This window comes from Pseudomonas sp. PICF141 (assembly GCF_002286815.1).
GTDB lineage: Bacteria > Pseudomonadota > Gammaproteobacteria > Pseudomonadales > Pseudomonadaceae > Aquipseudomonas.
Map to the genome: position 1 here is coordinate 252,987 of NZ_MUNM01000037.1, position 18,060 is coordinate 271,046.

The 18,060-nt window shown below is 57.0% G+C and carries 19 protein-coding genes and 1 pseudogene; 13 read left to right on the forward strand and 7 right to left on the reverse strand.

Going from position 1 to position 18,060, the window contains the following annotated elements:
• Positions 1–246: 246 nt before the first annotated feature.
• Positions 247–840 (forward strand): tetratricopeptide repeat protein, encoded by a 594-nt coding sequence (locus tag BZL43_RS09085; RefSeq protein WP_095631986.1) that lies wholly within the window; start codon positions 247–249, stop codon positions 838–840.
• A gap of 70 nt (positions 841–910) precedes the next feature.
• Here BZL43_RS09085 and BZL43_RS09090 read toward each other — a convergent pair whose 3' ends face one another.
• A complete protein-coding gene (locus BZL43_RS09090; protein WP_095631987.1) occupies positions 911–1,465 on the reverse strand; it encodes a TetR/AcrR family transcriptional regulator in 555 nt (184 codons plus the stop codon).
• Between the two features lie 126 nt (positions 1,466–1,591).
• Between BZL43_RS09090 and BZL43_RS09095 the strand changes: the two genes are divergently transcribed.
• The 6 genes and pseudogenes from BZL43_RS09095 to BZL43_RS09120 all read left to right on the forward strand — a co-directional run bounded on the left by BZL43_RS09095 (position 1,592) and on the right by BZL43_RS09120 (position 5,684).
• Positions 1,592–2,227 carry a DJ-1/PfpI family protein gene (locus tag BZL43_RS09095; RefSeq protein ID WP_095632025.1) on the forward strand — a complete coding sequence of 212 codons (636 nt, stop codon included), beginning with the start codon at positions 1,592–1,594 and terminating at the stop codon, positions 2,225–2,227.
• Between the two features lie 126 nt (positions 2,228–2,353).
• Positions 2,354–2,884: a DUF2867 domain-containing protein gene (locus BZL43_RS09100; protein WP_095631988.1), complete on the forward strand. Its 531-nt coding sequence runs from the start codon at positions 2,354–2,356 to the stop codon at positions 2,882–2,884.
• Positions 2,885–3,114: 230 nt separating this feature from the next.
• Positions 3,115–3,306 (forward strand): annotated as a pseudogene (locus tag BZL43_RS09105) (cation transporter); the annotation flags it as partial.
• Between the two features lie 65 nt (positions 3,307–3,371).
• Positions 3,372–3,740, forward strand: coding sequence for a transposase (locus tag BZL43_RS27815; RefSeq protein WP_256582822.1), 369 nt, complete (start codon positions 3,372–3,374; stop codon positions 3,738–3,740).
• Entirely contained in the window at positions 3,737–4,072 is a 336-nt protein-coding gene (tnpB, locus tag BZL43_RS28525) for an IS66 family insertion sequence element accessory protein TnpB (RefSeq protein ID WP_158273383.1), read from the forward strand. The genes BZL43_RS27815 and tnpB overlap by 4 nt, the downstream gene beginning before the upstream one ends.
• A gap of 85 nt (positions 4,073–4,157) precedes the next feature.
• Positions 4,158–5,684: an IS66 family transposase gene (locus BZL43_RS09120; RefSeq protein WP_095632026.1), complete on the forward strand. Its 1,527-nt coding sequence runs from the start codon at positions 4,158–4,160 to the stop codon at positions 5,682–5,684.
• Positions 5,685–5,733: 49 nt separating this feature from the next.
• Here BZL43_RS09120 and BZL43_RS28530 read toward each other — a convergent pair whose 3' ends face one another.
• Positions 5,734–6,192: a hypothetical protein gene (locus tag BZL43_RS28530; protein ID WP_256582823.1), complete on the reverse strand. Its 459-nt coding sequence runs from the start codon at positions 6,190–6,192 to the stop codon at positions 5,734–5,736.
• A gap of 66 nt (positions 6,193–6,258) precedes the next feature.
• Between BZL43_RS28530 and BZL43_RS27820 the strand changes: the two genes are divergently transcribed.
• Together BZL43_RS27820 and BZL43_RS09130 are read left to right on the forward strand one after the other, a co-directional pair.
• Positions 6,259–6,459, forward strand: coding sequence for a hypothetical protein (locus BZL43_RS27820; RefSeq protein ID WP_143517844.1), 201 nt, complete (start codon positions 6,259–6,261; stop codon positions 6,457–6,459).
• Between the two features lie 177 nt (positions 6,460–6,636).
• Complete coding sequence (locus BZL43_RS09130; RefSeq protein WP_095631990.1) at positions 6,637–7,101, forward strand: hypothetical protein; 465 nt, start codon at positions 6,637–6,639, stop codon at positions 7,099–7,101.
• A 188-nt stretch (positions 7,102–7,289) separates the two neighbouring features.
• Here the strand turns inward: BZL43_RS09130 and BZL43_RS09135 are convergent, their stop codons facing one another.
• The gene (locus tag BZL43_RS09135; RefSeq protein WP_095631991.1) at positions 7,290–8,501 is read right to left on the reverse strand and encodes a multidrug effflux MFS transporter; all 1,212 of its coding nucleotides are present in this window, start codon (positions 8,499–8,501) and stop codon (positions 7,290–7,292) included.
• Between the two features lie 365 nt (positions 8,502–8,866).
• Positions 8,867–9,556 carry an SOS response-associated peptidase family protein gene (locus BZL43_RS09140; RefSeq protein ID WP_095631992.1) on the reverse strand — a complete coding sequence of 230 codons (690 nt, stop codon included), beginning with the start codon at positions 9,554–9,556 and terminating at the stop codon, positions 8,867–8,869.
• Between the two features lie 409 nt (positions 9,557–9,965).
• Between BZL43_RS09140 and gabP the strand changes: the two genes are divergently transcribed.
• The 4 genes from gabP to BZL43_RS09160 all read left to right on the forward strand — a co-directional run bounded on the left by gabP (position 9,966) and on the right by BZL43_RS09160 (position 15,184).
• Positions 9,966–11,372, forward strand: a complete 1,407-nt coding sequence (gene gabP, locus BZL43_RS09145) for a GABA permease (protein WP_095631993.1) — start codon at positions 9,966–9,968, stop codon at positions 11,370–11,372.
• A gap of 113 nt (positions 11,373–11,485) precedes the next feature.
• Positions 11,486–12,577 carry a GlxA family transcriptional regulator gene (locus BZL43_RS09150; RefSeq protein WP_095631994.1) on the forward strand — a complete coding sequence of 364 codons (1,092 nt, stop codon included), beginning with the start codon at positions 11,486–11,488 and terminating at the stop codon, positions 12,575–12,577.
• Between the two features lie 237 nt (positions 12,578–12,814).
• Entirely contained in the window at positions 12,815–13,912 is a 1,098-nt protein-coding gene (gene nspC, locus BZL43_RS09155) for a carboxynorspermidine decarboxylase (RefSeq protein ID WP_095632028.1), read from the forward strand.
• Between the two features lie 27 nt (positions 13,913–13,939).
• On the forward strand, positions 13,940–15,184 hold the full coding sequence (locus BZL43_RS09160) for a saccharopine dehydrogenase family protein (RefSeq protein WP_095631995.1): 1,245 nt from the start codon (positions 13,940–13,942) through the stop codon (positions 15,182–15,184).
• Between the two features lie 109 nt (positions 15,185–15,293).
• Here BZL43_RS09160 and BZL43_RS09165 read toward each other — a convergent pair whose 3' ends face one another.
• The 3 genes from BZL43_RS09165 to BZL43_RS09175 are packed head-to-tail and all read right to left on the reverse strand — an operon-like array spanning position 15,294 to position 17,980.
• Positions 15,294–15,944 (reverse strand): TetR/AcrR family transcriptional regulator, encoded by a 651-nt coding sequence (locus BZL43_RS09165; RefSeq protein WP_095631996.1) that lies wholly within the window; start codon positions 15,942–15,944, stop codon positions 15,294–15,296.
• Positions 15,931–16,782, reverse strand: coding sequence for a 3-hydroxybutyryl-CoA dehydrogenase (locus tag BZL43_RS09170; protein WP_095631997.1), 852 nt, complete (start codon positions 16,780–16,782; stop codon positions 15,931–15,933). Before BZL43_RS09170 ends, BZL43_RS09165 begins: the two co-directional genes overlap by 14 nt.
• Positions 16,783–16,795: 13 nt before the next feature.
• Positions 16,796–17,980, reverse strand: coding sequence for an acetyl-CoA C-acyltransferase family protein (locus tag BZL43_RS09175; protein WP_095631998.1), 1,185 nt, complete (start codon positions 17,978–17,980; stop codon positions 16,796–16,798).
• Between the last annotated feature and the right edge of the window lie 80 nt (positions 17,981–18,060).

Here is an 18,060-nt window from a genome sequence, read left to right on the forward strand (position 1 = left end):
TCGAACACTTTTGAAGTTTGCTTTCTCCACGCCTGTTTCTGGCCGTTTTCTGCTCCGCGCGAAGTGCAGCAATAGCTCATGCCTGGATGTGGGGTTGATAAAAAATGATGCTGGTTGCGACGGCCGTTGCCGCAGGAACTTCGAGATATTGGCCAGGTCAATAGCGGCCCGGTATCAGAAGTGCCGAGTAGCGTTGTGGTCTGTTTTACGGCAGTGCCGTCCGAATTCACTCGAGTCCACCCCCTGATGCCAACCAAGAGTTTTTTGCCAGGTCTCCTTTTGGTGTGCTGCGCCGTCGCATCGCTTTGTTCGTCTGCTGCCGAACGAAGAGCACCCGCCCAAAGCAACAGTGCATCAACGACCCTGATCGAAACCGCCTCGCGGCAGTATGAAAATGGCCAACTGGATCAAGCCGCCGCCACGCTTGAGCGTGCCCTGCATATCCAGCCGAACAATCCCGCGACGCTGCATTACCTTGGTGTGTTGCGTCTTCAGCAGGGGCAGTACCAGCAGGCTGAAACCTTGGCGGTGCGCTCGAACATGCGGGTGGGGCGCAATATCGAATTGCGCAACCGCAACTTCCAATTGATCCAGGCGGCGCAGGCCCGGTCTTCGGGTATTTCACCTGGCAGAGCCGGGCCCGAAGGACAATTGCAAATGGTGAATGTCGAGCCAGAGCCTGCGTACGGTGAGGTTGAGATGCCCCGCGGCCTTATGCCACCTCCGGGTAAATGCCGGATCTGGTTTCCTGATCGCCCGCCGGGGCATCAGCCTGCACCGGGCAAGTGCAAGAAGCTGCGACATCGGGTTCCGTCAGGGGCCTACCTGGTGCGCGGTTGAGTTGCTGGTGTCCTCTTTTGGCTCCTAAGTCTTGGTGTCCTGCTTAGGCTTCCCCCATCTATTTGGACATTTAGGCCCGCCACGGGGGAAGAGCCCCTTCGAAAAGTGAAAAGGCTCGATGCAGGAAATTGTTGAAGCGAGCGGCATCACGGCGCAGCCCTGCCTGTTGACCCCCAATCAGGCACAGATGGGCCATCTGACCAATCACTTCTGCTCCGCCTGGCATATGGACCAAGCGGCGGCACGTCCGTACCGCGAAGTCCAGTCGTGTTGTGTCAACACGCTGCTGAAACTCGCCTACCAGCGGATCGTGCAGCGACCAGGCTCGGATGGAAATTTCCCGCTCAGGTTGTTTCTCGGCGGCAATACTCAAGTAGCGTTTCAAGATTTCGCCCGCGCTACGACCCTGCGCCGCATAAGCGAGCATGCGCTCCGTGTAGTCTTCTTCCCAAGCAGCCAGCAAGGTGCGGACAAAGTCTTCGCGATTGCGGAAATGGTGATAGAACGATCCGCGGGTCACATTCAATCGGCGGGATAGACTCTCGGCCGAAACGCCGATATGTCCTACTTGATCGAGAGCCTCAAAACCAGCCGCGATCCAATGGTGACGAGTTAGTTTTCTCACCCGTTATTTCGCTCCCTATTTAGCACCATACAGACTGTGTATGGTGCGCAACCGATTGATACGCTGCGAACACCAGCAAAAATGGCCGTTGCGTTTTGCACGCCAGCACTTTTCATGGAGCTCGCCTTGAAAAAAATCGTCCTGGTTGCTTTCGACCAATTCACTGATATTGATCTATTCCTGATGTGGGACATTTTAGGCCGCAACACTGAAGACTGGCACGTGCGAATATTGGGTTCCAGCTCTATCGTGCGATCGGCGCACGGCCTGCCTGTTTCAGTACACGGTCCGCTTTGCGAGGCCAATAGTGCTGACGCGGTATTGTTCGTTAGCGGCAAGGAAGGGATACCCGCTGCACTTGCCGCCCCGGACTTCCTGCCGTCGTTTGAACTTGACTCCAAACGCCAGCGAATCGGCTCCATATGCGCCGGAGCGTTCATTCTCGAACGGCTTGGGCTGCTCAGCGGCCAAGCAACTACACACCCGGATGCACGATCGAGCTTGCAAGCTCTGGGACTTGAGTCCCTGAACCAGCCTCTTGTATGCCAGGGGAACGTTGCAACCGCTGGCGGATGCCTTTCGGCGCTCTATCTGGTGGGATGGCTGGTTGAGTCCTGGTTCGGTGTCGACAAGCGCCGTGCGACGTTGCTCCCTGTTCTGCCAGCTGGACAGCAAGAACTTTATGATGCCTTGATCGGGCTCAGTATCCGACAGGGAATGAGCAATGAGCGCGGTGTCCCTGTCCGGCTTGAAAGTCGGTAACCGTCACTTCTAAGCTAGACAAGCACTTACAGGACGACAAGGAGCGTTACACGACAAACCATCGCAACAAGAAACGCGACATGGCATGTCGTTTAATTAGTAGTTAGAACTCAGGAGAGATCCCCGATGCCACGAGAATTTGAGCTCGTTATGTCCGTGCCAGTCCCCTCGAGGTCCGGCATCACCTACCTTTACAAGTCGATGAACCTAGCGGACGCTTTTGCGATTCGGCTCCCTGCGGGCGCATCTAGCAATCCAGATTTGTTAGCTCGATTCATCCTTTCCCACCAGCCATCCTGGATCGGATGGCTCATGAAAGTCCGAGACACTATCGTTGTCTGTTTTGGTCTCAAGACAGCCAAACATTTGGCATCACTTGCTAATCGGATTGGAATCTTCAAGGTCTACAGCACGAACCAGACTGAAATCGTGTTGGGAGAGGACGACAAGCATCTCGACTTCCGGATATCGATCTTATGTTCTGCAGAGGCAGAGCCAGAAGGCAGTCGCCAACTCGTTTTTTCAACCGTGGTCCAGTGCCACAACCGCCTAGGCCGGGCCTACATCTTCGTTATTGCCCCATTTCACCGCCTGGTGGTGAAGGCCAGCCTGCTTCGTGCAGCGCGCGTCGGTTGGCCTCTGGCTACCTGCCCCTAAGGCTGAGAGCGCTGTGTGCACCCTGAGGTCTAACCCTTCCATCGAAAGGCTGTGCTGGCAAGCCAGGCCAAGTCTCTCATGTCAAACGTTAGGCCTCTAAGATTCATGGCCCGCGAAAGGAAGACGGACAGTTTGATCGGTTACAGCCATTACCAGCATTTCTGGCGCCATCGCTTCTCGGGCCTGCTTGATCGTCAAGCTGAGTTGGTCGCGGTTGGAACCGACGATAGATCGATCCATCTATCCTGATCCTGTTGGGTCTGAGCATGCTCGCACCGGCGCTTAAGATCTTAAGGCCAGCTTTATGCGATGTACTTGGGATCGTCCCGGATCAGCTGGATGAAAAAGTTCGCCGAGTGATGGACGAGGTTACAGCCGATCAGGGTTTTTCCGAATACGTCTCGTATGTTCAGAAACATGGTAACCGTCCGGGCAACACACCTTCCTGATGCCATCGCTTAAGGCGATGGTGTCCACCTAAATTTAAGTGGACACCATTTTTAGCCTTTTTAAGCGGACGCCCATGCCACAAGAACGCCGTTCCTATTCCAAGTCCTTTAAGGCCCAGGTCATCGCCGAGTGTGCGCAGGCTGACACCTCGATTGCCAATGTCGCCTTGACCCACAACCTCAATGCCAACCTCGTCCATAAATGGATTCGGGTGCATGGGCAGAAAAACCTGGCACTGCAAACTGCCTTTATTCCGGTCAAGGCATTGTCTTCGACAGCGGCCCCTCAAATTCTTCCGGCCACGATTCGAATCGAAGTGCCTCATTCAAAAGGCGTAGTCGTGGTGAGCTGGCCAGCAGAAAATGCAGCGACATGTTCCGCTTTCCTGCGAGACCTGCTGCGATGATCCGCATCGACACCATCTGGCTCGCCATCGAGCCCATGGACATGCGCGCCGGCACTGAAACCGCGCTGGCGCGAGTTGTCGCGGTGTTCGGTGCGGCGAAGCCGCACTGTGCTTATCTGTTCGCCAACCGCCGCGCCAATCGTATGAAAGTGTTGGTGCATGACGGCGTGGGGATTTGGCTTGCAGCCCGGCGCTTGAATCAAGGGCGCTTCTTTTGGCCCGGCGTGCGGCACGGCTCTGAAGTCGAGTTGGATGCAGAGCAACTTCAAGCCTTGGTGCTCGGTTTACCTTGGCAACGCGTCGGTTCCGGAGGAGCCATCACGGTGCTCTAACTCGTCTGTCATGGCGCGCGCTTGCCAGCGCAATTGGCCCATCCGTCTATCGCCGCCACTAGCCCTCTCTGGCAAAATCGGCGGCATGACTTCGCATCCGAATCTCGATCAATTAAACCCTGAAGAACTGCGCGCCTTGGCGGCGCAGTTGATCCAGCGCGTCGAGACGATGGACAAGCAAATCACTCATCACAAGTCGGTCAACGAGAAACTGGCCCACGAGATCGCACTGCTCAAACGCTTCAAGTTTGCCAAGCGCAGCGAGCAGTTGAGCCCGGATCAAACCAGCCTGCTCGACGATTTGATCGATACGGATATCGCCGCTATCGAAGCCGAACTTGAGGCGCTGCAACCGGCACCTGTCGAAGCCAAAGTGCGCCAGCAACCCAAGCGCGCACCGCTGCCACCGCAGTTTCCTCGCACGCTGATCCATCACGAACCGGACAACAGCCACTGCCCATGCGGCTGCGCCCTCAAGCGCATCGGCGAAGATGCCAGCGAAAAGCTCGACTACACGCCCGGCGTGTTCACCGTCGAGCGCCACATCCGTGGAAAGTGGGCCTGCGAACAGTGCGAAACGCTGATCCAGGCGCCGGTACCGGCGCACGTTATCGACAAAGGCATCCCAACAGCGGGCCTGCTGGCCCACATCATGGTGGCCAAGTTCGCCGACCATCTGCCGCTGTATCGCCAAGAGAAAATCTTTGGCCGCGCCGGGCTGCCCATCGCCCGTTCGACCTTGGCGCAGTGGGTGGGCAACTGCGGCGTGCAACTTCAACCGCTGGTTGATGCGCTGCGCGAAGCCGTGCTGACGCACGGCGTCGTCCACGCTGACGAAACGCCGGTACAAATGCTGACGCCTGGCGCGAAGAAAACTCATCGCGCTTACGTCTGGGCTTATGCCACCAGTCAGTTCTCCGATCTGGCGGCGGTCGTTTACGACTTCAGCCCGAGCCGTGCTGGCGAACATGCTCGAAATTTCCTCGGCCACTGGAACGGGAAGCTGGTCTGCGATGACTTCGCTGGCTACAAGGCAGGCTTTGAACTGGGCGTTACAGAAATCGGCTGCATGGCCCATGCGCGCCGAAAGTTCTTCGACTTGCACGCGACCAATAAGAGCCAGATCGCTGAAAAAGCGCTGCACTACATCGCGGCCTTGTATGAAGTTGAACGAGAAGTCCGCGAGCTGGAACCGGGTGTCCGGCAGCGAGTACGGCAGGAAAAAGCAGCGCCGATCATCGACGCACTTCATACCTGGATGATCGCCCAGAGGCAGCTTGTGCCTGAGGGATCGGCCATCGCCAAGGCGTTGGATTACAGCCTCAAGCGCTGGATAGCGCTGACGCGCTATCTCGATGACGGTGCTGTGCCCATCGATAATAACTGGTGCGAGAATCAAATCCGGCCGTGGGCTGTTGGGCGCTCGAACTGGCTGTTCGCTGGCTCGTTACACAGTGGTAAACGGGCCGCGGCGATCATGAGTTTGATCCAGTCCGCGCGGCTCAACGGGCATGATCCGTATGCTTACTTGAAGGATGTTCTTACACGCCTGCCGACGCAGCGGGCGAGTGAGATTACCGAGCTGTTGCCGCACAGATGGGCGCCCATTTAACCGCGCAAGATCTGTTCGGCGAACGCTTGCTCTAACAAAACGATTCTCTTCAGGCATTGGCCGAGGCAAGCTTCAGTAGGTACGAGAATTTAGAGATTGCTACATTGATCTCATCCTGAGCGTCGCCATCCCACTCTTCGACTGACGCCAACTCTAGTTTTAGCGCCTCTATGCGCTCTCTGATATCTGCAATTTCTTCGTCCCGGCATCGTGTGGCGATTGCCTCCCAGCTTGTTTCAGAAATGCTTTCTTGGATTGAAAGTCCAGTCCTAGCTTCAGCAATTAGCGCCGATAGTTTGCTCATTGAGTATTCATCCTTATAAAGCGACGTGTCCGTTTTCCATGAGCGCAGTACGCCTCCAGCGAACACGCCTTCCGATCCTAGCCAATTAAAGGTGATGGTGTCTGCGGATTTAACGGAAACCATTGCCTCAAGCGTCGGTGTCAGGAAAGGTGTGTTGCCCGGACGGTTACGAAACATGGACGCGCGCGGTTTATTTGCAGTCATACTGCTAGCTGTTCCTCACGCAAAGCGCAGTGAGCAAGCAGATGCGTACCGCGGGAAAGTTTGGAGATGCTGCTGCTCGAAAGGGCTGAAGATGCAACATGTCCCGGCCTCATCGCAGGCAATCGTTGTTCTTCGTCGGGCTTGGGTTCTTTTCCGCAAATAATCATTGATGACGAAGCTCTTGTATCTCAGCGTATCTGGATGAAGCTTGCGAGGATTGACTTACAAATGCTCCCTGCACTTGATACATCGTGGATACATGCCTGAGGCTAAATGGCCTTGCCCGAATGAGGTTTGCCCTGTCGAGGAGGAGGATGCTTAAGCATATGTCGCTCCGGGATTTGCCGGTTTCTTTCGCTTCGCCTTGTGCCATCCCCCAGGGTTTATCCGCCATTGTGGCATGTCCCGCGCGGCTTGCCCGCGCACAATATCCGGAGAAGCAACATGTCCCGTATCCCATTATCGAACAAAACCAGCGTCGGCCTGGCCGCTATCGCTCTGGCCGGAAGCATGAGCCTGGCGTCAACTGCTGCCTTTGCCGTGGAGGCGCTGCCACAGGGTTATCAGTTGGCCGCCGCAGACAAAACTGCAGAGGGCAAGTGTGGTGAAGGAAAATGCGGTAACAATACACCCGGCAGCAAGAGCTCCAAGGCTACTACCGCCGAAGGCAAGTGCGGTGAAGGTCAGTGCGGTGATGCAATCTTCAATTCTATTGACACTAATCACGATGCACGAGTTTCACTGGCCGAGTTCCTCGTTGTTGCACCTGGAAAGCAAACGGTGTTTGTGAAAAAGGACACCAATAAGGATGGCTATATCGATGAAATGGAGTCGTACCTCAGCGTGAAAGCGGCCTATAACGAACACGGCAAAGAATTGCCAAAAGGCCTTTTTTCCACAAAAGAGTAAGCCACTCCGTATGGACATGCGCCCCCGCCTTCGCGGGGGGCATTTACGACATCTTCAAGACTTCGTTTTCGTCTCGGGCTCGATCTGCACCGACACCAAGGTTTTGGAGCATTTCAGAAATCTTTATCACGCTGGCGACTTACGGCCTGGCATGCAAATAGCCCCACACGCCGTGCAATAACTTCACGCTATTCAGCCGATGTAATCTGCACGGCGTTCGTCTTCCGCGCACGCATGATCCAAAAAATCAGGAAACCGGCTACGCCGAAGGCGGCATTCAGAGCGACCATCGGAAAGGCCGTGTCGTCCTGCAGATGGCTAAGCAGCAGGCCAGAAACAGTCGCGCCGGCCATTTGAGCAAAACCGATAAAGCCCGCCGCAAGCCCAGCGCGAGTCGGGTTAGGAATCACTGCGCCTGCAACCGAACCTGGCAAGACCATGCCCGAGCCTAGCGTCAGCACCATCTGCGGCAGCATCAGGCCGGCCACCGATGGGCCGATGAGTTCATGAAGTACCAGTACCGAACCGGCGCCAACCGCAACCAGGCTGGTGCCGATGGCCACGATTTTTTCCGGACCGAATTTCATGATTGTGCGGTTGGTGAAGATCGCGCCAGCAATCAATCCCGAAACGATACCGCCGAAAACCAGGCCGTACTGGGTTGGACTCAATCCGAGTTGCCCGACGAGCACGCGCGAGGAGCCGGCAATAAAGCTGAACATTGCACCGTAGGTGCAGGCAATGGCAATGGCGAAGCTGCGCAGGGATGAGCCTTTGAGCAGCACTGCGTAGTTGCCCAGAAGCGTCTTTAACCTTCCCGCCTGCGAGTCGAGCTGCAGGTTGGTCTCCTTGAAGAACAGTGAGGCGACGAGAGCGGCAGCGCCAAACAATACAGTTGTGAACAAGACCGCGCGCCAGCCACCGGCATGGGTGGCAATCATTCCGCCAAGCACCGGCGAGAGCATAATCGCACTGAGCATGCCAATCACCGTGATGGCCATTACCGGACCGGCTTTTTCTTTCCAGACGTCGCGCACGATGCTACGTGCTACCACTAGCGCAACACAGGCTCCTAGTCCCTGGAGCGCGCGGCCGCCAATGAACTCAGGCATGCTCCCGGCGAATGCCATCCACAAGGAGGCGAGTACATAGGTGGCAACGCCGGCGAGCAGCATCGGTCGGCGACCGATGCGGTCCGACAGCGGGCCGAAAAACAGTTGCCCGAGACCAAAGGCCGCGACAAACACCGACAACGCCGCCAGGGAGGCACCCGGCGCGGCGCCGAGCCCTGCCTCAAGGTCGCGCAGGCTAGGGATCAGCATCTGAGTGGAAATCTCCCCCAGTGCGCAGAGCCCGATCAATAGTGCAAGCAATATGCTGGAACGACTGGGAAGTTTCATGGCTTATCCAAGAGTGGAATGGAAAGATGCATGCCCGACTCTGTCGGGATTTCCGGACTGGCGTTCGAGGCGTAAAAACACCAAGGTGACAGCGGGGCAGGGCCTATCTATGGTTGCGTTCATAGCGAAAATCTCTTGGGGTGCTGCTGCGCAGCCGCGCTGGAAACTCTCCCTGTTTGCGCGGAATTATGGGCATAATAAAATTTGCTTGTAAATATGATGTTTATAATATTTTTTGGCCGGCTGCTTCGGCACACAAACGTTTTGGTCATAGCCATGGTTGCGGAACGGTGCATTTTGCTAGGGCGACACCGGTTTTCTTCAGGTGCGTATGGTTCGCCAAATGGAGTTAACCAGACCGGAATTCAAATCAGTCGATTGCTGGGATTGATCAGGCCACTTTGCTGATTGCGGAGATTACCGATAGCGCGGTCGACCTTGAACCACTCGAAAGCCTCCAGAGGTTCCCACTGCAATAGCATTATTTGCTCAGCACGCTTTTCCGATGTAGCTGGATTCAGCCATTCCCGGGCCAGCTCGGGATTGAGCGTCACCGGCTGCCAGTCGTGTAAATCTACCAGGCCACCCTTGCTGTCGGCGCTGATGAACACGAAGCCGTCATGCGCGTCCGGCTCATGCTCTGCGGTGGGAAACTGGCCTATCGCGGCGCAGAGAATTGGGGCGCGATCCTTGCGGCGAACCAGATAAGGCTGTGTTTTCGCTCCATCCTCATCCATCCATTCAAACCAGTTGTCGATCGCGACGATTGCCCGATGCGGCCATATCGCTGCAAAGAATGGATTATGGGCAACTCTGTCTACTCGGGCCTTGATCGGCGCGGCACGCTCCATTGCCCAGCGCGGCCGCCATCCCCAGCGCACTTTGTCGGCTCGCAGAAACTGACCTTCCTGGTGAAAGAGGGCGAGCTGAGCGGACGGCGCGACGTTGTAGAGCGCTAAAGGCTGGTCTCCTGCATAGTTGATCAATGCGTTTGGAATGTTCAGCGCCGCGACATAGTCATGAATGCTTCGGTACTGGGAAAGACGTCCGCACATAGTTGGAAGCCTCCGATTGTGTTTTCAGCGTAGACCAGAACCTGGCGGCTTGATGAGGTAAACGTCGACCCGAACATCGGTTTGCGCTGTGGCGGCACCGATCCGCGGTCCATCTAAAGACAGAAAAAGAGACTTCTGTTTCTTTTTCTCGTTAATGCACCACACGCAATACACGCAACGCGTGTCGAAATCAGACTCGAAAGTGGCGCACTCGGGCTATTGGCTTCCAGGTCAAGACGCGTAAGGTGACGCGTCACTTCATGGCCGTGTGCGGCTGTGATGCTTGATTTAGAAACTCCGGAGCGTTGAGGTACGCCGCGTTCGAGACGCGGCTACAGGGAAAAATGATGATCGCCTGACCCTCAGTCAGTACGCCCTAACGTCGATCACCAGAGAACAAAAAAGAACAATGAATAACCTGAACTCCAGAGATTCGAACGGTCAGTTGGCGCAGGGTTTCAAACCGCGTCACGTCACAATGCTTTCTATTGCCGGGATCATCGGCGCAGGTTTGTTTGTTGGCTCCGGACATGCCATCGCTGCGGCGGGGCCGGCGGTATTACTGGCTTATCTGTTTTCCGGCCTTTTGGTCGTTCTGGTCATGCGCATGCTGGGCGAAATGGCGGTTGCCAACCCGGATACCGGATCTTTCTCTACCTACGCCGACCAGGCAATCGGGCGTTGGGCTGGCTTCACCATCGGCTGGCTCTATTGGTGGTTCTGGGTGCTGGTGATACCCATCGAGGCGCTCGCGGCCGGGCATGTATTGAACCAATGGTTCCCGCAGATCGATACCTGGTTGTTTGCCTTGACGTCAATCATCCTGTTGGTCGTGACCAACCTGTTCAGCGTGTCTAAATACGGCGAATTCGAATTCTGGTTTGCGATGGCCAAGGTCGTGGCGATCATCGGCTTTATCGGTCTTGGTTTTGCGGTGTTGATGGGTTGGATTCCCGAGCGCGAAGCCAGCGGGTTGAGTCGACTCATGGAGGAACATGGCGGTTTCGCGCCCAACGGTTTGTCCGCGGTTGTGGGGGCATTCATCACCATCATGTTCAGCTTCATCGGTACAGAAGCGGTAACCATTGCAGCCGCCGAATCCAACAACCCGGCGCAGAACATCGCCAAAGCCACACGCTCGGTGATCTGGCGGATCGGTGTGTTCTACCTGCTGTCCATTTTCGTGGTCATTTCCGTGGTGCCCTGGAATGATCCGTTGCTGGCGTCGGTGGGCTCCTACCAGCGAGCGCTGGAACTGATGAACATTCCCCACGCCAAATTCATGGTAGATGTCGTGGTGTTGATCGCCGTGGCCAGCTGCATGAACTCCTCGATCTATATTGCCTCGCGCATGTTGTTCTCGCTGGGCAAGCGCGGTGATGCACCGAAACCGCTGAAGGCGACGTCATCGGATGGCGTGCCGAGGGCTGCGGTGATCGCCAGCACCGTACTGGGCGCCGGCGTGACCTTGTTCAGCTACTTCATGCCCGCCGGACTGTTTCAGTTTCTGCTCGCCAGCTCCGGCGCCATAGCCTTGGTGGTGTACCTGGCTATCGCAGTGTCGCAACTGCGCATGCGCAAGATTCTGCGTCGGCAGAATGTCACGCTGACCTTCAAAATGTGGTTGTTCCCCTGGCTCACCTGGTTGGTCATCGCCTTCATCTGCGCTGCGTTGGCGGTGATGATGGTGACGCCCGAGCACCGTATGGAAGTTACTTCGACCATCGGCCTGGCATTGGTGATTTCCTTTATCGGCCTTGTGACCTCGCGTCAGCATGGGCAGCCGCAGCGTGCAGTGTCGGCGGAAAGCGCATAGCAGCTGTATCTGCGTAAACCTGCTTGCGATCTTTTCAGTGTGCCAGCAGTGGCGGGGCGGTTAACGCCGCCAGCGCCACGGGCCATTACCGCTCACTGCGAGTAAACACTTCGATGGCTTACGACACCTCCAAGGCCGTTCCTCTTCAAACCATCGGTTTTTTGCTGCTGGACCAGTTCACGCTGATTTCTTTGGCATCTGCCATAGAGCCTCTGCGAATGGCCAATCAGTTGACCGGACAAGAGCTGTACCGTTGGCACACTTTCAGCTTGGGGGGCGAGCGGGTGTGGGCAAGCGATGGCATGCCGATCACTCCGGATGCGGCGATCAATAACGCACCGGTACTGGATACCGTGATTGTCTGCGGTGGCATTGGCATTCAAAGTGCTGTGACCCGTGAGCACATTACCTGGTTGCGAGCCCAGGCGCGGCGGGCGAAGCGGATAGGGGGCGTGTGCACAGGGAGTTGGGCCTTGGCCCAGGCAGGCTTGCTCGATGGCTTCGACTGCAGTGTGCATTGGGAGTTTCTGGCGGCCATGCAGGAAGCTTTTCCGCGAGTGAACCTCAGCTCCAGTCTATTCACCCTTGATCGAGACCGCTTCACCAGTTCCGGTGGCACCGCGCCAATGGACATGATGCTGCACCTGATCAGTCGCGATCATGGTCATGAGCTGTCAGCGGCCATCTCCGACATGTTCGTCTACGAGCGAATCCGCAACGAACAGGATCATCAACGTGTACCCCTTAAACACATGCTCGGTACCCACCAACCGAAGTTGCAGGAAATCGTCGCCTTGATGGAGGCCAATCTGGAAGAGCCGATCGACCTCGACGAACTGGCGAATTATGTCAGTTTGTCCCGTCGACAGCTGGAGCGGTTATTCCAGAAATACCTGCATTCCTCACCCTCGCGCTACTACCTCAAGTTGCGTCTGATCCGCGCTCGTCAGTTACTCAAGCAAACGCCGATTTCGATAGTAGAGTTGTCGGTGGTGTGTGGCTTTGTGTCCACACCTCATTTTTCAAAGTGCTATCGCGAGTATTTTGGCATCCCACCCAGCGACGAGCGCTTGGCGGCGCAAACGCAACCTCAAGCGACATCAAGACCGGTTGTACAAGCACTGCCAATGGCAAGGTCGATGAGTTTGCTGGATCAGGCGCGTGACGAATCAACGTTCGCCAGTATCAAAATTCTGAAATCCTGAACGACCCGGTACGCGATAAAGTCAGCCTCTGCAGCCGAAATTGCGTCGATACTTCCCCAGCGATGAAGCATTGCATCGTGTTCGAGAAAGCCGCCGCCGTTTGAGCTGCCGCTGACGCTGGCTTCTGGATCCAATCAAGAACGGCTCGGCGAACTGCGCTCTCTGCTCTTTCGATAAGTTGCCAGTGAAGGCACAATGCGCATCCTTTTTTTGGCTGGCCTTGCCGGAGGCCTCGAAATGATCAAGACGCCGTACTACCTCATCGACAAACAAAAGCTGCTGGCGAACATGCAGAAGATCGCTTATGTGCGCGAACAGTCCGGGGCCAAGGCCCTGCTGGCACTCAAGTGCTTCGCCACCTGGTCGGTGTTCGACCTGATGCAGCAATACATGGACGGCACTACGTCGTCGTCGCTCTACGAGCTCAAGCTCGGTCGACAGAAGTTCGCTGGCGAAACCCATGCCTACAGCGTGGCCTGGGCCGACGACGAGATCGAGGAGATGCTCGACAACTGCGACAAGATCATCTTCAACTCCATCGGCCAGCTGCAGCGCTACGCCGAGGCTTCCGCAGGCAAGGTGCGCGGTCTGCGGGTCAATCCGCAGGTGAGCAGCTCGGATTACCTGCTGGCCGATCCGGCACGGCCGTTCAGCCGTCTGGGTGAGTGGGATCCGGTGAAGATCGAGCAAGTCATTGAGCAGATCTCGGGTTTCATGTTCCACAACAACTGCGAGAACGCCGACTTCGGCCTGTTCGACCAAATGTTGAGCACCATCGAAGAGCGGTTCGGTCATCTGCTGCATAAGGTCGAGTGGGTCAGCCTGGGCGGTGGCATTCACTTCACCGGTGAAGGCTACGCGATCGACGAGTTCTGCGCGCGGCTCAAGGCCTTCTCGCAGAAATACGGCGTGCAGGTCTATCTGGAGCCGGGCGAAGCTGCCATTACTCAGAGCGCCTCGCTGGAAGTCACCGTGCTCGACACGCTCTACAATGGCAAGCACCTGGCCGTCGTGGACAGCTCCATCGAGGCGCATATGCTCGATCTGCTGATCTATCGCCTGAATGCCAAGCTGGCGCCCAGCGCGGGCGAACACACCTACATGGTGTGCGGCAAATCCTGCCTGGCCGGCGACATTTTCGGTGAATATCAATTTGATCGTCCCTTGGCCATTGGCGATCGGCTGTCGTTCGTTGACGCGGCGGGTTACACGATGGTCAAGAAGAACTGGTTCAACGGCCTGAAAATGCCGTCCATCGTAGTGAAACAACTCGACGGTAGTGTCGAGGTGGTTCGTGAGTTTGGTTTCAACGACTACATGTCCAGCCTTTCGTAAGCTGGCAGTGAAGGAGAGAGAGAAAAATTGAAGAAGAACGTACTTATCATTGGTGCAGGAGGTGTCGCCAAGGTGGTGGCCCACAAGTGCGCGCAGCACAACGATGAACTCGGTCGTATTGCTATCGCGTCGCGCAACATCTCCAAATGCCAGGCCATCATCGACAGCGTCAAGGCCAAGGGCAGCCTCAAAGAGCCCGCTGACATCAAAGCTTTCTCGCTGAACGCTCTGGATGTCGAAGCGACCAAGGCGCTGATCCGCGAAACCGGATCGCAGATCGTCATCAACGTCGGTTCTGCCTTCCTCAACATGTCGGTGCTGCGTGCCTGCATCGATACGGGCGTGGCCTATCTGGACACCGCCATTCACGAAGAACCGGGCAAGATCTGCGAGACACCGCCCTGGTACGGCAACTACGAGTGGAAGCACCTCGAGGAATGCAAAGAGAAGAACATCACCGCCATCCTCGGTGTGGGCTTCGACCCGGGTGTGGTCAATGCCTATGCAGCGCTGGCGCAACAACAGTATTTCGACCGTATTGATTCGATCGACATTCTCGACGTCAATGCCGGTTCCCATGGCAAGTATTTCGCCACCAATTTCGATCCGGAAATCAACTTCCGCGAATTCACCGGACAAGTGTGGAGCTGGCAGAACAGCCAGTGGACCAGCAACACAATGTTCGAAGTCAAACGCACCGACGACCTGCCAGTCGTAGGGGCGCAGAACCTGTACCTGACCGGCCACGATGAAGTGCACTCCCTGTCCAAGAACCTCGGCGTGCCCAACGTGCGTTTCTGGATGAGCTTTGGCGAGCACTACATCAATGTGTTCACCGTACTCAAAAACCTCGGCCTGCTCTCCGAGCAACCGGTCAAAACCGCTGAAGGCCTGGAAGTCGTGCCGCTGAAAGTGGTCAAGGCCGTGCTGCCTGATCCGAGCTCGCTGGCGCCCGGCTACACCGGCAAGACCTGCATCGGCGACCTGGTCAAAGGCACCAAGGATGGCCAGTCGCGCGAAGTGTTCATCTACAATGTGGCCGACCACGAAGAAGCCTTTGCCGAAACCGACAGCCAGGGCATTTCCTATACCGCTGGCGTGCCACCCGTGGCGGCCGCCCTGTTGGTTGCCCGTGGCGAATGGGATGTGCAGCGCATGGCCAACGTCGAGGAGCTGCCGGCCGAGCCGTTCCTCAACGCACTGGATGTGATGGGCCTGCCGACCCGCATCAAGGATGAGAATGGAGACCGTCCCTGGAATTGCAACGCCTGAGGCGCGCAAAATCCAGGTGAAACTCGTGTTTCGCTCTAAACGCAAAAACGCCGCTCTTTGAGCGGCGTTTTTGTTTGTGCGTCTTGTGTGTCAGTCCCGGTACGGGACTTTACTGCATGGGGGATTGCGCCTGATACACGTCCTGTTTTTTGCTCACGCTGGCGAGGCGGGGTTTGTCGCCTGGCGTCAGTAACCGCTCGATCGCACCACTCACCATGTTTTCCAGCAGACTGTCGCGCTCTTGTTCATCCAGCGAATAGTGCGTCAGCCAACTGGGCGCGCTGTTAAGCAAGGCGCCAATGGCATGACCGGCGGCCAACACGCCCTGTTCAGTGAACCGGGGACGGATACGCAATATCAGCAGCAACTTGCGTTCGTACTGCTCGCGCAACTGCCGCACCCGTTGCTGCTGCTCTTCATTCAGGCAGCCGCTGTCGCGCTCCACCAGACGAAAATGCCAGGGCATTTCCTGATGCAGAGTGAGGTGCGCGCGAATCAATTGATTGAGTCTGTCGCGTTTTGCCGGGGCCGTTTGTTCGATGCGCCCCAACGTGGCCAGCAGCTCTTCGTAAAACTCCTCGATCAGATCGAGCAACAAGTGCTGCTTGCTGGGGTAATGGTGATACAGCGAACCCGGGGAAAGCCCCAGGCTGGTCGCGAGCTCACGCATGCCGACTTGACCGAAACCCTTGCTGGCAAAGAGCTCCAGCACCTTGTCCCGGTATTCGGCGAAGCGTGAGCACCGCTCAGGCATAGGCATGGAAGCCACGCCCCGTTTTGCGTCCCAGGTAACCGGCGGCGACCATTTCCTTGAGCAGTGGAGCGGGGCGGTATTTGCTGTCGTTGAAGCCATCGTAGAAGGCCTCAAGGATTGCCAGCACGGTGTCCAGGCCGATCAGGTCCGCCAACGCCAGCGGGCCGATCGGCTGGTTGCAGCCCAGGCGCATGCCGGCGTCGATGTCGTCGACACTGGCCAGGCCTTCCTGAAACACCAGGATCGCTTCATTGATCATCGGCACCAGAATCCGGTTGACCACGAAACCCGGACGGTTGCCGGCGGTGATCGCGGTTTTGCCGAGTGTGGTCGCCATGTCCAGCGCCAGAGTGTGGGTGGCATCGCTGGTTTGCAGGCCACGAATCACTTCGATCAGGCCCATCACCGGCACCGGATTGAAAAAGTGCAGACCGATGAAACGCTCAGGCTGGCTCACACTGGCGGCGAGCTGGGTAATGGACAGCGACGACGTGTTGGAGGCGATCACGCAGTCAGCGCTGACCTGCGCGGCGATTTGTTGCAGCACGCGCAATTTCAGGTCGAGGTTTTCCGTGGCGGCTTCGATCACCAATTGCACGTTTTGCAAGCTGTTGTAATCGGTGCTGGTGCGAATCTTGTCGAGGGCAGCGAGTTTTTGCTCGTGCGTCAGCGTGTTTTTGGCGACCTGCCGATCGAGGTTTTTATCGACAGTCGCGATTGCCTTTTGCAGGGCGCTCTCGGCAATGTCGATCAAGGTCACGTTGAAGCCGGCCAAGGCGCAGACTTGCGCAATGCCATTGCCCATGGTGCCGGCGCCGATAACGCCAATGTTCTGAAGAGTCATGCGCATGTCCTTATTAAACCCGCTCGAACAACACAGCGATGCCTTGGCCGCCGCCGATGCACATGGTTGCCAGGGCATAACGGCCTTGGCAGCGATGCAGTTCGTGAATCGCTTTGGTGGCGATGATCGCGCCAGTGGCGCCCACCGGATGGCCCAGCGAGATGCCCGAACCGTTGGGGTTGACCTTCTGTGGATCGAAGCCCAGTTCTTGCGCTACGGCACAGGCCTGGGCAGCAAAGGCTTCGTTGGACTCGATCACATCGAGGTCGGCAACGGTCAGGCCGGCGCGCTTGAGCACCAGGCGGGTGGCGGGAATCGGTCCCAGCCCCATCATCGACGGTTCAACGCCTGCATGGGCATAACCCACCAGTCGAGCCATAGGTTTGAGGCCTTGTTCCTGAACAGTCTGGCCGGTGGCCATGATCAGTGCGCCGGCACCGTCATTGAGGCCGGACGCGTTGCCGGCGGTGACGCTACCGTCTTTTTTGAAGGCGGGTTTCATGCGGCTCAATTGCTCGGCGTTGACCTCGGCCCGCACATGCTCATCCGTCGCGAACGTAACCGTGCCTTTACGGGTTTCGATTTCGATCGGCACGATCTGCCCGGCAAAACGCCCTTCGGCAATCGCCCGGGCAGCGCGCTGCTGGCTGAGCAGCGCCAATTCATCCTGGGCCTGACGCGTGATGCCATAGTGTTCGGCGATATTTTCAGCGGTGATACCCATGTGGAAACCGGCAAACGGGTCTTGCAGCACCCCAAGCATGTAGTCGATGGCCTGCATGTCGCCCATGCGTGCGCCCCAGCGCGCCTGTGGCAACAAGTACGCGCCTCGGCTCATGGACTCGACGCCACCCGCCAGCGCAGCGCCTGCATCGCCCAGCATCAAACTTTGCGCAGCGCTGACAATCGCCTGCAAACCCGAACCGCACAGGCGGTTGACGTTGAAGGCGGGCGTCTCTTTCGTCAGGCCGGCATTGATCGCTACGGCTCGGGAGATGTAGGCATCGCGTGCCTCGGTCGGGATCACATGTCCCATCACGGCATGGCCGATGTGCTCGGGCGCCAGGCCGGAACGTTCGATGGCGGCGCGGCAAACGTCGGTTGCCAACTGAATAGGCGGCACATCCTTGAGTGAACCGCCAAAGCTGCCAATGGCTGAACGGACGGCGCTCACTACAAAAATATCGGAATGGTTCATGTTGGCTCTCTGAATAGGTCTTTTTTGTTGGCACGAGTCTAGAATCAGCAGCGCCACTGGCCTATGCCAAAACTGTTCAA